The sequence below is a fragment of the Streptococcus infantis genome (assembly GCF_047460405.1).
GTDB classification, from domain to species: domain Bacteria; phylum Bacillota; class Bacilli; order Lactobacillales; family Streptococcaceae; genus Streptococcus; species Streptococcus infantis_Q.
Genome location: NZ_JASHGH010000008.1, coordinates 15,565 through 30,579, shown reverse-complemented (window position 1 = coordinate 30,579; position 15,015 = coordinate 15,565). Strand labels below are relative to the sequence as shown.

Below are 15,015 nucleotides of genomic sequence, written 5' to 3'. Positions count from 1 at the left end.
ATCTAAAAACGTAAATCAGTTCTCTGACTATCATAATAACTTGTACATAAATTGTCAAGTTCAGCTTTCTCTCAAACTTATTCTATCTGAGCTATAAGTAAACTTTATATGACACCATAAGTAAAAAAATCTCCTGAAGAATAAATTCCTCAAGAGATTTTAGATTGATTTAACTCATAATCCTATGTCATCAAAAATCTAAACCGATAATTATCCATTCATCCACATAATCCCAAAAAGGTATCGGATATTCTGGCAACTCATCCTTTGACCAAAATACACCTCCTTCATCTATTGGTTTAGACAAATCTAATACGAGATACGTTCCCATACCATTGCTAAAAAAATTGTAATAACAGGAAATGTCAGCTGTTAACTGCTCCTCAAATTCCCAATCATAATCGGCTATTGGTTCAATCATATCTAGGTCGTCTAATCCCATACTTTTACTCGTAAAATCATTAAAACCTGCATGAATGTGTGTATAGAAATCACGGATACTTCCGTCAAATTCTAGTTTGGACTGATTAAAGTGATCTGTAAACTCTTGGTTCGAAATCGGCATTTTGCCCTCATAAAAAACCAAGCTATTGCTTTGATACGTTCTAATCGAATAAAGCAATGAGTAATTGTTTCCAATTTTGATAAGATCTATATCTTCTGAAAATTCCTCTAGATATGAGATTGTATTGCTGAGTTCCTCAGCTAGATATTTTTTCCATTCTCCTAGGATTATTTGTTTTCTTTTAGAAAAATCTGATGTTTGAAACGCATCCCGCCAATATTGTGGAATAGGATGATTGGACAGATTTTCAAAATTAGATAAAATCTCGACCATCTCTCCAGATGGAACATATTTCTTTAAAAAATTTAATTTTTCATTCATAAACTACCTCCAATTTATTTATCATAGATAAAGTTATCTATCATGCTCTGAAGTTCCCTTTCTAAGATTACTTCTTTTCTTTTCTTATCAAATCCCTCCAAAGTAACAAATTTTTTCTTTGAGAATATATGATCAGATTCTATTTTCTTGGTAATGACATTTCCTGGTATTGCAAAATCATGCATCGCAGACTAATCCCTTCATTGACTCTCATTCAAAGATCTGATATGGAGCATTATCTCTAAATTCTATATTCTGCAGCAGATAATTTATTTTTCCAATATCGTACTTTAGATATTAAAGTACCCGATTTAACCGCAAACATTCGGAAATTTTCTACTGTCATTGGTAGACGTTCAACCGTGGGCTTCGTTGTCACAATATCAGCCTAAGGAGCTTCAACTATTTGACTATTACTACTCCACTACTGACCATTACCCGACAGTCTCACTCTCATAATCACACATATATGTCAAAGCGTTCTATGGAGTTCTATTATCAAAATATTTGGCACTTCCATTCCGAAATATTTCAATTCTTCTAGTATCGTATTTATGATTATCAATTTCAGAATAAATCCAAACAGGATAATCATCATCATGTTACCAATAAGTTCGATAGTATTCCATTATTGGCCCCCCGTCTGATTTTTATCATTAAAAAGTTGTAATGTTTTTTCAAAATCATTTTTTGAAATTTCTATTACGGTAATTTCCTCACTATCGTTGATAGATTCTAAATCTTCATCGGTAGGAAATTCACCCAACTCAAAGGGAGTATTAGCATCATAATAACTAATTTTTCCATCTAAAAAAATTTCTAGTTTTCTAATCTCATCCCCCTGATTATCAACTTCTGAAAATATCCATGTTGCATATTCGAGAGATGACTGCTCCCAATAAGTTCTATAATATTTCATTAGCTTCCTCCTAATTTTCACCATAATTTACAATACGATTTGTTATATCAAGAGAAGATTCATTAGGCGAATGGATTCCCTGTCGTGTCTGTAGTTTTTAATGATTATCGCAAAGTTCAAACTACTCAGTTTCTTCTAATAAGGAAGGATTAATAATTAATTCTCTTTCAATGTCCCATCCTATTCCACTGATAGTCGTTATTCCATGCATCCCTAATAATTTAGGCTCTTTATCCAATAATTCCCCAGTCTCTTTACAGAAAAAGTTACCTTTACAATGAATACTATAGAATCCAAAATCCAGCTTTTTCTCTTCCTCTGTTAAGGGAATATTAGCGATAGTATGGAAATATCCTTTTTTCCAATATGCATCACCTACAATAGCAGGTGAAATTAACAAGTTAGAATAATCTGGCTTGTATTTATCAATATTTTTTTCATGAGTAATTCCTTTAAAGATAAATACAACATGTTTTCCTTCCACAAAAGAATCCGGAACTTTTCTAACTATATTAGCAACCAGCACTTTACCATAAAAGTAGATTCCCTCCCTAGGAGACACAAGAAATACATCTCCCACTTTTGGAATTGACCTGCTTTTTTTAATCACTTTTAGTTGATGAGTAGCTGCCTTTGTGTCATAAAAGTTTTCTAACTCCTTCTGAATTTCTAAATTTAAACTCTCAAAATGTTCTTTTCTTCTTAAAGCTATTAGATTTGTATTCATTATTAATTTCCTCCATTAAGATATTTTTCACCATTTCATGCATTAGAGACCATCTTTTTAGCAGAGTTCCAACCTTTTTTGATACTGTTCCAGAAGTACCCACTCGGGTCGGTATAGTTGACGGGGTTGTTCTGCACATAACTGTAACGGTTCTGGCTGAGAAGGGATCTGCGTCCTCACCTGGATAACTATCCTCGGTTAAGAAAGCACCTCCCTGACTATCATAATATCTTGCTCGTAAATAGTCAAGTCCGGTATCGTCACGAGTTTCACCGTTATAGGCGAATGGCTGAGCTGTTGGGTCTGTGCTTGTCTTTCTTGCCCCAGAGAAGTTATAGCTGATTGATGCGACGGGCTTGTCCATCCTGAGTCAAACCTGTCACAGAGCCTGATTGGTTAGTCAAGTAGTTGTAGCTGTCACCTGTTTGGTTGTTGAGGTAGCTAGCTCGACCTTTGCCATAACTATAGATCTCTCGTGCCTTGCCATCATGGTCATAGGTTTCAAGGACTTCTGTATGTTCACGATTGATATCATTGACATAGTTGCGTTCCTCGTAGTAGTTGTAGGTATCCTCTCGTGTGGTATAAGGGATGAGGACATCCTGAACCTGACTGGCATAGGTTACTTCTCCCTGTCCAGGTAGGTTCCCAAGTTCTGGTGGATTGATGACGATTCCTTCCTTAGTTTCTCGACCCTTAGCCACTTTCTGGTTGTAGGCTCTCGACACATTGTCAAAGATGCTGTGCCAGAGGCTTCCTACTGTCTGTGCTAGAGCAGACAGAGCTTAGAGTACATTCTGACTAAAGCCATACCAGAAGAGAGAGTTTTCTTCCCCACTTGGGGCTGTATATGGCGACTTACGACCTGACTTATCTCTACCTGCATGCGTTACCTGATCCCCAGATTGAGTATCCTTGGCTTTGCCTTGCAAGAGTTGATAGGTGTACTTGCCTTCCTTGCGACTAGCAGTGAAGACACGATTATCATCTCCGTCGTAAAGTGCAGCCATGAGAAGGCCCTTCTTGTTCTTGATCGCAAGCAGGAAGTTCTCGGTGTCGTAGATGTAGTCTAGCTTTTCTGAGTTCTTCTCAGAAGCGATGTTTATGTCAACATAGTCAGCTAGCAGTAAACTTTATAGTGAACCATAAGTAAAATCTCCTGAAGAAAATCTTCAAGAGATTTATTGATGTTAATTAACACATTGTCTACTAATCCACATAAATGCACATGCCTTCTAATAATCCCTTAGCTTCCTTTAAGCCCTCTAATCCATATTTAGATAAGATTTCTACATCATCAGCCAGTCTGATATCTTGTTGCGGATTAGACAATTTTTCTTTGAATAACTTTACAACTAAATTCAACTCCGCGGTATTCATACCATAGTAATTTTTCCAATGCTCTAAACCAATTTTAAAAGAAGAGAGTTGAGGAATCAAAATATCCCCACCGTTAGAGAATATATCCTTCCAACTATCATTAGATTCTAACTCATTCCCGTTATTCCAGAAACAAGCTGTAATAACTGGGAGAATCTCTCCATTCCTTTCATCCAATAGATATTGCAAGGTCTCTTCCTCAGCCAATCGAAAATTTTGAACTGGACAATTTTCAAAATAGTCTATATAAGAAATAAAATGACTTAAACGTTCACTATTATCAGACCGAATAGCACATACACAAACATCATTTTGAAACGTAACAGTTCCTCGACTGCCAAAACCATCCTGAACGGAATAACTAGTCCCGTCCCAAGAGTGCTCAAAAGATAGTTCTGGAAATTTAGCAGACATAACTGCGCAAGAAATACTTGCTAAATAACATCCTTCATATAAAGTCTTTACATTTACATCATAAGACATCTCAATCACCTCCTGAATCATCATCAGATTTCATTCTATTCTCAAATCTAGGAAAAAACTGTGCATTAGCATAGCTATTAGAACCACCTTTGGTTTTAGGAATAATATGATCTATTTGCCACTCGTTATGTTTACCAGCTTTTTGAGGTTTATATAAAATTTCTACAGGTAAGTCTGAACGAACTACTCCACCATTTCTTACCCTAATCTCTTTTATAATGAATTCCTTTTGAATCGCATCACTTATTGTTTCACCTACTGTATCACTCCATTTTAGAATGAAATGTTAACTACTTTTAGTTTTCTCTGAAAAGGTAACAACATTCTAATTTCCACTTTTAATAATTCTAAGATACTCTGCACCGTCTTTTGTACTACTTATTCAGTCAGCAATCCTTTTTTAGAATATATAATGTTTCCCAAATCATTTGTCCACTCCACTATTTCATCATTACTCCATGTAATAAACAATATGATGTGAGATATTTAAAAATTAGTTGATACATTGTTCTTCACGTCAAGTCCCTAATTCGGTTTTATAAAAAACAACTATTGGTTCTTCAGTATAATTAAAATTCCATCTGTATTTACGTAATGTGTAAAAAACAGCTCACAAAAAGTAGAAGCTAAAGAGTTTAACGAGACAGTGTCATTCCCACATAGTTTCGTCATTATATTTACTTATAAAAGAATAGATTACTTGTGGATTCATAAATAAATAAACAATCTGGTCATATAGATCTTTATTCATGACGAAATTCCCATCTAAAAAGTGTAACTCAATGGTTTCAGCATCCGTATTCATTTCTAAATCTTCAAATTTCTTCATATTACTTTTACGGAAGTAAGAATCTAAAAATTTTTTCCAATTATAACCATTCATGTAAATTCCAAAATGTACTTCAATATAATTTGAAATTTCTCTAACCAGTTTATCTCCAATATCTATCGTAATTATACCTTCATCATTTTTTATGAAACTATCAATTTTTTTGTAGACAGATTATCATTCTTTAATACAAAATTAGGAATGATAGATGGATTCATAATTAATGAACGGTTAATCTCAGCAGCTACTCCTGTAATTGTACAAAGTCCGTACATTCCTAAAATCTGAGGTTCATGTTCTAAACGCTCTCCACTTGAAGTATAAAATGAATCTCCTAAAGGATGAATCTTATAGAATCCTATCTCCAGTTTTTTCTCTTCTTCACTGAGAGGAGAATGTTTAATTACGTAAAAGTAACCTTTTTCCCAATATTGATTACTGACAATAAAAGGATCCGTCAACAATTCATGATAGTTAGGTTTAAATGTTTCTATATCCATAGTATTAAAACATGTTGAAAATATTACGACAACATGGCTTACACTCATCAGGCTATTGCTTGATTCAATGTTTGATTCCATAACTTTCCCCAAAAAATAATATCCTTTTTTGGGGGATAAAACAAACAGATCCCCTTCTTTAGGCAAATCATTACTAGGTTTTATTACTTGGAGTTGATAATCACTCGAATCAAGCTCTTCAAACTTTTTTAATTTTCTTTGTACTTCTTTTGGAAGACTATTAATTTTTTTATCTCTTCTTTCTTTTATCAAATTATTAAAAATCATAGTCTCCTCCTATTTATTATTTTGAGCCCACATAATAGCCTCATCATGAAATTTATTTTTTGACTAATGCTGTTGATCTTATTCAATTTATTTGAGTTACCAATTGGATTTTCTATTAACACTCCATTGAAATCAAAGTACATTTTTTGGTGACAGGCTACTTAATAAATATCCTAATCCAGTTATTAACTTAGAAATTACCAACTAATCAATGAATCTTACAGTATTTTAGGAAAGTAAAGAAAGAATTTCTAACAAAGAACTAGAATATATTTGTTGTCAAAGTAAACATTTCTGCTCTTTTTAATTTTAAATGAGTTTTAGTTATGAACTCGGAGATTAGTTTAAGCAGAAAAGTTACCATTTTGGGATACCTTTACTTCAATGCTAAAGAACATAATCATTGGAAACTAAGAGCTATAAGAAGGACCATTGAAACTCTATTTTAAAATTGTGTTGTTCCTTTTATGTCAAAAAAACACTGGCTAGTGGCTTTGTAGATTTGCAATTGGGATTGGAAAAATTATACTTGTTTTTCTTTAAGATTAACTATCATCACAACTCTAATTTTTATATTCCAATCATCATTCCTGCTAATTATCTGATGTTTTAATATTTAAAACCGTTCTCTGACTATCATAATAGCTTGTGCTTCAATTGTCAAGTTCAGCTTTCTCTCAAACTTATCCTTTAGTAGGAATATTTCTCAGATATGGTTAGACCAAATCTATATAGTATCTATTTTCGCTTCATAGCACTCATCATTCTATGAAATCGTAAGTAGATGAAGTCAGTTTCAATACCCTAGTAAGATAATTTTTGACCACTACTTGAATCTATGAAATACTTCTTCTCACCTTCGTAAATAAGTATGAGTTCTGTTCCAATAGGCATGTTAAAAATTGATAATACTGCTGGTTCTATTTCAAGAATTGTACTCCAGTCACATATCGACATATTTTCAGCATGTGATAGATATTCTTCTGTATCTATTTCGGATAAAAAACGCCATCCGTTATCTAACTCATTAACACTGTTCTCGCGTAATATCCATTTTATATTGGCCTTATTTTCTAAAATATTATTAGATACTATTGAAGCGCCTAATCCCATTCCTTTATTACTCACATTTATAACCTCTATTTATGTTAGCTAGTTCTTAACTTGAATCAGACAAGACAAACTACTCAAACCCATCACCTTTTATATAGTGGATTGAAATAAGATGTGAACAAAGAGGTTAGGAAAGTCAAATTGATTTCTTAGAATCCATAACGTACTATTCTAAATTCAATCTACTATACAAAACTGTACACTGTGAATTCTAAAAAATGCTAAAAATTGACTTAACTGCTCTGGTAAATTTGTTCAGATTCTATTTCATTTCACTATATATCCCAACCAATAAAAAAACCGAAGCCTAAGCTTCGGTCATTTTTCATGGAAACTCTATTATTTAAGAGTAACTGAAGCTCCTGCTTCTTCCAATTTAGCTTTGATTTCTTCAGCTTCTGCAGCTGCAACGCCTTCTTTGATGACACCTGGTGCACCATCAACAAGTTCTTTAGCTTCTTTAAGACCAAGACCTGTGATTTCACGTACAACTTTGATAACGCCGACTTTCTTGTCGCCTGCAGCTGTCAATTCAACGTCAAATGAATCTTTAGCAGCTTCTTCAGCACCACCAGCAGCAGCTACAGCTACAGGAGCAGCTGCAGTTACACCAAATTCTTCTTCGATAGCTTTTACAAGGTCGTTCAATTCAAGGATTGAAGCTTCTTTAATTTCAGCAATAATGTTTTCAATGTTCAATGCCATTGTTATTTCCTCCAAATAAGTTTTAAAATTAGTTTTTTATTTTTTTCGTAGCTAGGCTACGCTGCGTAGCTTAAGATTAAGCTGCGTCTTCTTTGCTTTCTGCAACCGCTTTGACTGCAAGAGCAACGTTGCGCACTGGCGCTTGAAGTACAGAAAGGAGCATAGAAAGAAGTCCTTCGCGGTTTGGAAGAGTTGCAAGAGCAACGATTTCTTCTTTTGATGCGACAGCGCCTTCGATTGCACCACCCTTGATTTCAAGTGCGTCAGCAGTTTTAGCAAAGTCGTTCAAGATTTTCGCTGGTGCGATAACATCTTCGTTAGAAAATGCTACTGCAGATGGTCCAACAAAAACAGATGCAAGATCTTCAAGACCAGCTTTTTCAGCTGCACGACGTAAGATTGAGTTTTTGATAACTTTATACTCAACTTCGCTTCCACGAAGCTCACGACGAAGAACTGTATCTTGTTCAACTGTCAAACCACGAGCGTCTACAACGACGATTGATGCAGCAGCTTTCATTTTCTCAGCTACTACGTCAACTAGTTCCGCTTTTTTAGCAATAATTGCTTCACTCATTAGTGTGTTCACCTCCGTAATTATTTTGCTTGGGGAATTTTTCCAAAAGAAAAACGCGCCCAAACCTAGACACGAAAGTACAATACGCTTCTTTTTACATGATACGTTTTGTCCTCGGTAGGATATTTATGAGTCAAGCTCCCCTACTGTCTTAGGCAGTTTTTTCAAACCGTATATAAGTATACCATACTACTTTGTTTAGTGCAAGAGTTTTTTGCTTATTTTTAAAAAATTTTATTTATTTTTTAACCTTATTTCAAGATAATCTCATCAAAAATCAATTTTAGTTCTTGACTTGTTTGATTTTTTATTGTACTATACAACTGTATATACAGTTAAAAGGAGTTATTATGAATACACAAAAGAAAACACAATTCATGACCTTAACCGCATTGCTAACAGCTATCGCTATTTTGATTCCTTTGGTGATGCCCTTTAAAATTGTCATTCCTCCCGCTTCCTACACTTTAGGAAGTCACGTTGCTATTTTTATCGCCATGTTTCTCTCGCCATGGATGGCTATCTTTGTTATTATAGCTTCTAGTTTAGGATTTCTCATGGCTGGGTATCCGATTGTCATTGTACTTCGCGCCTTTTCCCACATATTCTTTGGAAGTCTGGGTGCTTTCTATCTTCAAAAACATCCTCAAACCTTGGACAATAAGAAATCTTCATTGATTTTTAACTTTGTACTTGGTTTGATTCATGCTATTGCTGAAGTTTTGGCTTGTATGATCTTTTATGCTAGTACTGGAACTGACTTAAAAAATATGTTCTATGTCTTGTTTGTATTAGTTGGATTTGGTACTATTATCCATAGTATGGTAGACTATTACTTAGCCTTGGCTGTTTATAAAGCATTGAGAAAACGCCGTTAAGCGTTAAGAGAGAAGAATATGACAAAAAATCGAAAAGAAGCACTTTTACAACTGTTAAAGGAGTCTCAAAAACCTCTAAATGGTCAAACTTTAGCAGACCGTTTTCATGTAACCCGTCAGATTATCGTTCAGGACATTGCTGTTCTACGTGCTGATGGTGCTCCGATCTTATCAACCAATCGTGGCTATATTTATAAAGAGAATAAAACCAATCCTTATGTTCACAAACTGTTTAAAGTTAAGCACGAGATGGAAGAAATTGGTCAAGAACTTCTAGCTATCGTCGATAATGGGGGACGTGTTCAGAATACCTTGATTGATCATCCTGTCTACGGTGAAATTGAAACCTTGCTCAAACTCTCTTGTCGCCGTGACGTTCAGCATTTTTTAGAGCAAGTCGAAAGATCTGACTTTAGACCACTTTCTGAATTAACAGATGGCGTCCATTATCACCTAGTCGAAGCTGAAAACGAACAAGACCTTCTCTATATCGAGAAGGCCTTGGACCAGCTAGGTTATTTAGTAAAGGATTAGAATATTTTCTTTTCCCATCCATCTTCTGTACGGTGACGATAGAAAAATTCTGACTTATCAGGAGCTTCCATCATCTCCATCAAGGGTAACATATCATAGGCCAGATCCAAGTTTGGAATCTGGTCTTTTTGCACCCAGGAGACTTCTCCTTCATCCGAAGAACGAAGCCTTCCAGAAAACTCAGTCGCCTTATAACAAAAGACAATATAGCGTTCACCCGAATCTAAAGGCCAATTTTTAATGCCGACAAGTTGAGGATTTTGAATCGTCAGACCTGTTTCCTCGTAAATTTCACGAATAACAGATTCAGCGAATGCTTCTCCATTTTCAACATGACCTCCTGGAAAGGCATAGCCAGACCAGCGGTTGGTTTCAGGCGATCGATACTGCATAACCACGCGCTGATTTTCAAGGTCTTCTATTAGACAAATATTAGTTAGAATGGTTAATTGTGCTCGAGACATACATAGACTCACTTTCTAATGTTTAATTTTTTTCTACATACTTAACTTTAGACTTCATAATCAAAGGATTAACTAAGTCATGATATTCATGAATTTCATGGAGTAAGAATCCTCTGATGATTCTTATTTCATTTTTTTCCCTAATCACATAGTAGTCTAAATTGATAGGCATAGATGAATCTGGAACCGTGGAGAAAAATAAAAATATCATAAACCAGATTATGAGAGCAACGAATCCACTGAGAGCTTGAAAAATCAGATGATGCCATTGAAAGATTCTAGATTTATAAAAGATAGTCCACGGATGGATAAATAGGGTTAAACAAAGACCAAAGAACCAGAAATTCCACAAGACCGGTGTAAAGGCTAAACCAAAAAGCCCTAAGATAAAATGAAGCAGTACAAATACCAGGCACAAAAGATAAATAAACCTAAATACAGTTAGATGTTTCATCATGATTGACTCCTTTTCTTTTCAATATATTTCATTACTAGAGTTATAATAGATGCCAAACTGAAAAAGATCAGATAAGTTGCAATAGGAAACCAGATGTAGCGGTGATCTAGGGATAAGAGGGGAGGTAAAATTCCTTTACTATTTTTCCCGCCAATACCAATAAAGAGATGAACTATTAAACCAATACTATTAAGATAGATAAATAAATCTGCATATCTTTTTATTGTCATCCTTGTCTTAGACAAGTCTAGGAACCAATAGTCAAATAATCGATACACCAGACAAAAAAGATTTATATATATTGGAAAACTATAGTTGATATCTCGGTATGGAGACGGAATAGGAAGAAGTTTAAAAACAAGGGTAACACCTAGTCCTATTCCTAAGATGAGAGCAAGGATCAGGAAAAAACCTATAATTTTATGAGAATCTAGCCAAAGCTGAAAACTTTCTTTTCTTGGGTGATTCTTTTTTGTATTTGACTTTCTTTTGTTACTTTGATTTGATTGTATTTTTCCCATTTTCTTCTTTTCTCTTTTTCTTTTCAATATACTTGGAAATTATAATTGTCACAATAGGCACTAGAAAGAAAATGAAATAAGTAACGAGGGGAAACCAGATATAGCGATAGTCTAATGCCCATATCGGAAGTAGTCTTCTTCCTCTTTTAGAGGTCATCCCAATCGTTAACTGTAATACACAAGCAATTCCGTTAGAATATAAAAACACTTCTGCAAAATTTCGCAAGGAAATCCAGTCTTTCCTAAAGTTACGAAGGAAAGTATGATAAGATGCATTCACCAAAAGAACGATATTTAAATAAAGTGGAAAACTATAATGCGGTTCCCGATAGGGACTTGGAATAAAGGTTGTCCCGTACAATAGACATAATATTCCTAGAGCAGAAAAGAACAGAACGCTTGCATCAAGGATCCAGGCAATTGTTGAATGTTGCACAAACCACAGATTCATGCGGTCTAGTAAACCAATCTTTCGATTTGATTTAGAATGCTTTTTGTGTGCACTAACATTCTTTCTCAATCGTTTCTTCTCTCTCCTTCTAATTCATCATAAACAGATATACATTCAACCTATTTAATACAAGTTTTTTATCGTTAGGGAATAATTTTTGATCTTATAATTTACCAGAAATATATATAAATAGTTTTTTTCTTAAATATTCAATAAATGCACCTACAATAAATATTAGAAGTGTCATTAAGAGAATGATCGTGACAAATATAACGAATTTCTGTCCGTCAACTAAAGAATAAATGTTGGGTAAAATCCTTCTAAAAATCAGAGGGTGAACATGAAACAAATATACTCCTAATGTTAATGGAGATAATGTTAAAACTATTTTTTTCAAAGTTAATGGAAGATTTTTGAGACTTAAAAATAGTAGAAATATTGATATTCCTTGAAGAATTACTGTTGGAGATATATAACTTCTCCACTGTTCATAGCCAAGACTGTGCAATAGAAAAGTTAAACTTGTCAGTAAGATAATCATTCCAGCAACTTGCCAGGCTTTAAAACGATTTTCAAAGTCTAATTTATTGATGATAGCTCCTATCATATAAAGGAGTATCATCCATAAAACACTATATCCACCCCACAATCCTAACGAATCTTGTTTAAATATTGTTGGAATAATCGAAAAATATACAAATCCACCACTAACAAAAGGTAATAACAATGCTTGTTTTATGGTTAATATAGCTTGATTTAAAAATGGAGCCACTAACATTAAACCAAAATAACAACTCATATACCAGTATTGACCATGGCTAATTGGCGTAAAAGCAGAGAGCCAATCGCTTAGCGTAACGGATGACTTTGAAAAAAGTGCGAATATTAATGTGATTGAAATCGTATAAAAAATGATTTGCAACCAAAAACTAAACATTTTTTTATAACTAAATTTAGAATGAAGTCCGACATAGCCACTGATTAAAATATAAATATTTACTGCCGAGTAAGAAAATGCTTCTAAATAATTTGCAAAAATATAATAAAAATTCTTTTGAATGGCAACTTTTTCTAAAATTCCTCCCATGCCCAGAACATGTAGATTGCAAATCATCAGCATTGCTAAAATTCTACAAGCTTCAATTCCTAGATGTCTATTTTTCATTAATATACCTTTCCACACTATTTATATAACTTCTCAATCCAACGCCTTGACTTCCAACATCATATCACGAATCTGAGCTGCCAGTTCAAAGTCAAGCACTTCGACGGCTTCTTGCATTTGTTTTTCCAGTTTCTTGACTAATTCTTTGCGTTCTTGTTTGTTAAGGCTATTGATATCGACTTCCTTGTCCTCTTCTTTAGCCACAGTTTTGGTAACAGAAATAAGATCACGGATTTCCTTCTTAATAGTTTGTGGGACGATGCCATGCTCTTCATTGTAAGCCATCTGGATTTTACGGCGGCGAGCCGTTTCATCGATGGCTTTTTGCATAGACTGAGTCATAGTGTCCGCATACATGATTACATGTCCCTCGCTATTACGGGCAGCACGACCAATGGTCTGAATGAGACCACGTTCGTTTCGGAGGAAGCCTTCCTTATCGGCATCGAGAATGGCAACTAAACTCACTTCAGGAACGTCAATCCCTTCACGAAGGAGGTTGATTCCGACCAAGACATCAAAGACTCCTAATCGTAAATCTCGGATAATCTCCGTACGTTCCAAGGTCTTGATATCCGAGTGCATGTACTTGACTTTGATCCCCATTTCCTTGAAGTAATCCGTCAAATCTTCTGCCATTTTCTTGGTCAAGGTAGTAATAAAGGTGCGCTCGTTCTTTTCAACTCGGGCATTGATTTCCCCCAAGAGGTCATCAATCTGTCCCATGGTTGGACGCACTTCTACCTCAGGATCCAAAAGACCTGTTGGACGGATGATTTGTTCAATCACGGTGTCAGTTTGTTCCATCTCGTAATCACCAGGTGTCGCTGAAACATAAACAATCTGATGCACATGACTTTCAAACTCTTCACGACGAAGGGGACGATTATCCAAGGCAGATGGCAAACGGAAACCATAATTAACCAACATTTCCTTGCGCGAACGGTCACCATTGTACATTCCCTTGATCTGCCCCATGGTCATGTGACTCTCATCTATCATAATCAAAAAATCATCTGGGAAGAAGTCAAGAAGAGTATAAGGAGGCTCTCCTTCGCTCCGTCCATCCATGTGACGGGAATAGTTTTCAACGCCGTTTGTATAGCCCATCTCACGAAGCATCTCAATATCGTATTCTGTTCGTTGTTTCAAGCGTTGCGCTTCAAGGAGTTTGCCTTCCTTCTCAAAGATAGCTAACTGCTCCTCCAACTCGGCCTGAATCTTTGCAATAGCTACTTCCATGTGGTCATCATTGGTCACAAAGTGAGTCGCTGGGAAAATCGCCAAATGATCCACTTCGCCCAGAACTTGACCAGTTAAAGCTTCGACTTCACGGATGCGATCAATCTCATCGCCGAAAAACTCTACGCGAAAGGCATGCTCATCACGAGAGGCTGGGAAAATCTCCACTACATCCCCACGCACACGGAATCTTCCCCGTTGGAAATCAATGTCGTTGCGCTCGAACTGAATATCAACCAAATCATTGAGCAGTTTATCTCGAGAAATCTCAAGACCCGGACGCAGACTTACGACGCTATCAGCGTATTCCTTAGGCGAACCCAAACCATAGATACAAGATACAGATGCTACAACGATGACATCGTTACGCTCTAAGAGCGCTGATGTAGCGGAGTGACGAAGTTTATCAATCTCATCGTTGACTGAACTATCTTTTTCGATGTAGGTATCGCTCGACGGCACATAGGCCTCTGGCTGGTAGTAATCATAGTAAGATACGAAGTACTCAACTGCATTTTCTGGGAAAAATTCTTTGAACTCCCCATAGAGCTGGCCTGCTAGGGTCTTATTGTGGGCGATGACTAGAGTTGGTTTATTAACTTTGGAAATCACCTGGCTCATGGTATAGGTCTTTCCTGTACCAGTCGCCCCCATCAGGATTTGAGCCTTTTCTCCACCCTCGATATTATCTACCAACTGTTCGATAGCTTGCGGTTGATCCCCAGATGGTTGGTATTTGGATACAAGTTTAAATTTGTTGTCTGTAATTCTATTGATCATAATTGCCTCATACACATTTTCTATCCTTCTATTTTACCATAAAAAGGATCGACTTACCGATTCTCAACTTCTTGCCACCCGGCATCTTATGTCATATCTTCTTACATAAAAACACT

21 protein-coding genes, 1 pseudogene and 1 other annotated feature are annotated in these 15,015 nt (G+C 35.6%); of the genes and pseudogenes, 2 read left to right on the top strand and 20 right to left on the bottom strand.

Annotation, left to right across the window (positions count from 1 at the left end; translation table 11 throughout):
• Positions 1-190: 190 nt before the first annotated feature.
• The 14 genes and pseudogenes from QM928_RS04965 to rplJ form a co-directional block, all read right to left on the bottom strand.
• The gene (locus QM928_RS04965) at positions 191-886 is read right to left on the bottom strand and encodes a hypothetical protein (RefSeq protein WP_414294652.1); all 696 of its coding nucleotides are present in this window, start codon (positions 884-886) and stop codon (positions 191-193) included.
• 482 nt (positions 887-1,368) lie between these two features.
• A pseudogene (locus tag QM928_RS04960) lies at positions 1,369-1,473 on the bottom strand (DUF6881 domain-containing protein); the annotation flags it as partial.
• Positions 1,474-1,514: 41 nt separating this feature from the next.
• On the bottom strand, positions 1,515-1,805 hold the full coding sequence (locus QM928_RS04955; RefSeq protein ID WP_311522374.1) for a DUF6881 domain-containing protein: 291 nt from the start codon (positions 1,803-1,805) through the stop codon (positions 1,515-1,517).
• A 121-nt stretch (positions 1,806-1,926) separates the two neighbouring features.
• Entirely contained in the window at positions 1,927-2,532 is a 606-nt protein-coding gene (locus QM928_RS04950; protein WP_414294651.1) for an immunity 26/phosphotriesterase HocA family protein, read from the bottom strand.
• Positions 2,489-2,896: an RHS repeat-associated core domain-containing protein gene (locus tag QM928_RS04945; protein WP_414294650.1), complete on the bottom strand. Its 408-nt coding sequence runs from the start codon at positions 2,894-2,896 to the stop codon at positions 2,489-2,491. Before QM928_RS04945 ends, QM928_RS04950 begins: the two co-directional genes overlap by 44 nt.
• Positions 2,865-3,236: a hypothetical protein gene (locus tag QM928_RS04940; protein WP_414294649.1), complete on the bottom strand. Its 372-nt coding sequence runs from the start codon at positions 3,234-3,236 to the stop codon at positions 2,865-2,867. Before QM928_RS04940 ends, QM928_RS04945 begins: the two co-directional genes overlap by 32 nt.
• Positions 3,237-3,317: 81 nt before the next feature.
• Positions 3,318-3,542 carry a hypothetical protein gene (locus tag QM928_RS04935; protein ID WP_414294648.1) on the bottom strand — a complete coding sequence of 75 codons (225 nt, stop codon included), beginning with the start codon at positions 3,540-3,542 and terminating at the stop codon, positions 3,318-3,320.
• Between the two features lie 199 nt (positions 3,543-3,741).
• Positions 3,742-4,395 (bottom strand): hypothetical protein, encoded by a 654-nt coding sequence (locus tag QM928_RS04930; RefSeq protein ID WP_414294647.1) that lies wholly within the window; start codon positions 4,393-4,395, stop codon positions 3,742-3,744.
• Position 4,396: 1 nt separating this feature from the next.
• Positions 4,397-4,555, bottom strand: a complete 159-nt coding sequence (locus QM928_RS04925) for an HNH endonuclease (RefSeq protein ID WP_371607865.1) — start codon at positions 4,553-4,555, stop codon at positions 4,397-4,399.
• A 489-nt stretch (positions 4,556-5,044) separates the two neighbouring features.
• Complete coding sequence (locus tag QM928_RS04920) at positions 5,045-5,278, bottom strand: hypothetical protein (RefSeq protein ID WP_414321991.1); 234 nt, start codon at positions 5,276-5,278, stop codon at positions 5,045-5,047.
• An 89-nt stretch (positions 5,279-5,367) separates the two neighbouring features.
• Positions 5,368-6,012: an Imm26 family immunity protein gene (locus tag QM928_RS04915; protein ID WP_315639263.1), complete on the bottom strand. Its 645-nt coding sequence runs from the start codon at positions 6,010-6,012 to the stop codon at positions 5,368-5,370.
• Between the two features lie 804 nt (positions 6,013-6,816).
• The gene (locus tag QM928_RS04910; protein ID WP_371607661.1) at positions 6,817-7,140 is read right to left on the bottom strand and encodes a DUF2185 domain-containing protein; all 324 of its coding nucleotides are present in this window, start codon (positions 7,138-7,140) and stop codon (positions 6,817-6,819) included.
• Between the two features lie 324 nt (positions 7,141-7,464).
• Positions 7,465-7,830, bottom strand: a complete 366-nt coding sequence (gene rplL, locus QM928_RS04905; RefSeq protein ID WP_001196968.1) for a 50S ribosomal protein L7/L12 — start codon at positions 7,828-7,830, stop codon at positions 7,465-7,467.
• A 76-nt stretch (positions 7,831-7,906) separates the two neighbouring features.
• Positions 7,907-8,407 (bottom strand): 50S ribosomal protein L10, encoded by a 501-nt coding sequence (gene rplJ / locus QM928_RS04900; protein WP_314043182.1) that lies wholly within the window; start codon positions 8,405-8,407, stop codon positions 7,907-7,909.
• A gap of 38 nt (positions 8,408-8,445) precedes the next feature.
• Positions 8,446-8,581: a sequence feature (ribosomal protein L10 leader region), on the bottom strand.
• 176 nt (positions 8,582-8,757) lie between these two features.
• On the opposite strand from rplJ, the gene QM928_RS04895 reads away from it, so the two are divergent.
• Together QM928_RS04895 and QM928_RS04890 are read left to right on the top strand one after the other, a co-directional pair.
• On the top strand, positions 8,758-9,285 hold the full coding sequence (locus QM928_RS04895; protein ID WP_414294646.1) for an ECF transporter S component: 528 nt from the start codon (positions 8,758-8,760) through the stop codon (positions 9,283-9,285).
• A gap of 18 nt (positions 9,286-9,303) precedes the next feature.
• The gene (locus tag QM928_RS04890; protein WP_281334992.1) at positions 9,304-9,819 is read left to right on the top strand and encodes a transcription repressor NadR; all 516 of its coding nucleotides are present in this window, start codon (positions 9,304-9,306) and stop codon (positions 9,817-9,819) included.
• Here the strand turns inward: QM928_RS04890 and QM928_RS04885 are convergent.
• The 6 genes from QM928_RS04885 to uvrB all read right to left on the bottom strand — a co-directional run bounded on the left by QM928_RS04885 (position 9,816) and on the right by uvrB (position 14,899).
• A complete protein-coding gene (locus QM928_RS04885) occupies positions 9,816-10,283 on the bottom strand; it encodes an 8-oxo-dGTP diphosphatase (RefSeq protein WP_281334993.1) in 468 nt (155 codons plus the stop codon). The genes QM928_RS04890 and QM928_RS04885 overlap by 4 nt on opposite strands.
• Before the next feature lie 22 nt (positions 10,284-10,305).
• Positions 10,306-10,740 carry a hypothetical protein gene (locus QM928_RS04880; RefSeq protein WP_045763321.1) on the bottom strand — a complete coding sequence of 145 codons (435 nt, stop codon included), beginning with the start codon at positions 10,738-10,740 and terminating at the stop codon, positions 10,306-10,308.
• On the bottom strand, positions 10,737-11,261 hold the full coding sequence (locus tag QM928_RS04875; RefSeq protein WP_241768492.1) for a hypothetical protein: 525 nt from the start codon (positions 11,259-11,261) through the stop codon (positions 10,737-10,739). Before QM928_RS04875 ends, QM928_RS04880 begins: the two co-directional genes overlap by 4 nt.
• Positions 11,233-11,781, bottom strand: coding sequence for a hypothetical protein (locus QM928_RS04870; protein WP_414294645.1), 549 nt, complete (start codon positions 11,779-11,781; stop codon positions 11,233-11,235). The genes QM928_RS04875 and QM928_RS04870 overlap by 29 nt, the downstream gene beginning before the upstream one ends.
• A gap of 94 nt (positions 11,782-11,875) precedes the next feature.
• Entirely contained in the window at positions 11,876-12,877 is a 1,002-nt protein-coding gene (locus QM928_RS04865; RefSeq protein WP_414294644.1) for an acyltransferase, read from the bottom strand.
• A gap of 33 nt (positions 12,878-12,910) precedes the next feature.
• The gene (gene uvrB / locus QM928_RS04860; RefSeq protein WP_414294643.1) at positions 12,911-14,899 is read right to left on the bottom strand and encodes an excinuclease ABC subunit UvrB; all 1,989 of its coding nucleotides are present in this window, start codon (positions 14,897-14,899) and stop codon (positions 12,911-12,913) included.
• Positions 14,900-15,015: the final 116 nt, after the last annotated feature.

Bases quoted from the DNA above. Each gene is read 5' to 3' on its own strand.
- QM928_RS04945 (WP_414294650.1), bottom strand. From the start codon at position 2,896: ATGGACAAGCCCGTCGCATCAATCAGCTATAACTTCTCTGGGGCAAGA.
- QM928_RS04895 (WP_414294646.1), top strand. From the start codon at position 8,758: ATGAATACACAAAAGAAAACACAATTCATGACCTTAACCGCATTGCTA.
- QM928_RS04875 (WP_241768492.1), bottom strand. From the start codon at position 11,261: ATGGGAAAAATACAATCAAATCAAAGTAACAAAAGAAAGTCAAATACA.
- QM928_RS04950 (WP_414294651.1), bottom strand. From the start codon at position 2,532: ATGAATACAAATCTAATAGCTTTAAGAAGAAAAGAACATTTTGAGAGT.
- QM928_RS04915 (WP_315639263.1), bottom strand. From the start codon at position 6,012: ATGATTTTTAATAATTTGATAAAAGAAAGAAGAGATAAAAAAATTAAT.
- rplL (WP_001196968.1), bottom strand. From the start codon at position 7,830: ATGGCATTGAACATTGAAAACATTATTGCTGAAATTAAAGAAGCTTCA.
- QM928_RS04880 (WP_045763321.1), bottom strand. From the start codon at position 10,740: ATGATGAAACATCTAACTGTATTTAGGTTTATTTATCTTTTGTGCCTG.
- QM928_RS04920 (WP_414321991.1), bottom strand. From the start codon at position 5,278: ATGAATGGTTATAATTGGAAAAAATTTTTAGATTCTTACTTCCGTAAA.
- QM928_RS04935 (WP_414294648.1), bottom strand. From the start codon at position 3,542: ATGGCTGCACTTTACGACGGAGATGATAATCGTGTCTTCACTGCTAGT.
- QM928_RS04955 (WP_311522374.1), bottom strand. From the start codon at position 1,805: ATGAAATATTATAGAACTTATTGGGAGCAGTCATCTCTCGAATATGCA.
- QM928_RS04965 (WP_414294652.1), bottom strand. From the start codon at position 886: ATGAATGAAAAATTAAATTTTTTAAAGAAATATGTTCCATCTGGAGAG.
- QM928_RS04865 (WP_414294644.1), bottom strand. From the start codon at position 12,877: ATGAAAAATAGACATCTAGGAATTGAAGCTTGTAGAATTTTAGCAATG.
- QM928_RS04930 (WP_414294647.1), bottom strand. From the start codon at position 4,395: ATGTCTTATGATGTAAATGTAAAGACTTTATATGAAGGATGTTATTTA.
- rplJ (WP_314043182.1), bottom strand. From the start codon at position 8,407: ATGAGTGAAGCAATTATTGCTAAAAAAGCGGAACTAGTTGACGTAGTA.
- QM928_RS04890 (WP_281334992.1), top strand. From the start codon at position 9,304: ATGACAAAAAATCGAAAAGAAGCACTTTTACAACTGTTAAAGGAGTCT.
- uvrB (WP_414294643.1), bottom strand. From the start codon at position 14,899: ATGATCAATAGAATTACAGACAACAAATTTAAACTTGTATCCAAATAC.
- QM928_RS04885 (WP_281334993.1), bottom strand. From the start codon at position 10,283: ATGTCTCGAGCACAATTAACCATTCTAACTAATATTTGTCTAATAGAA.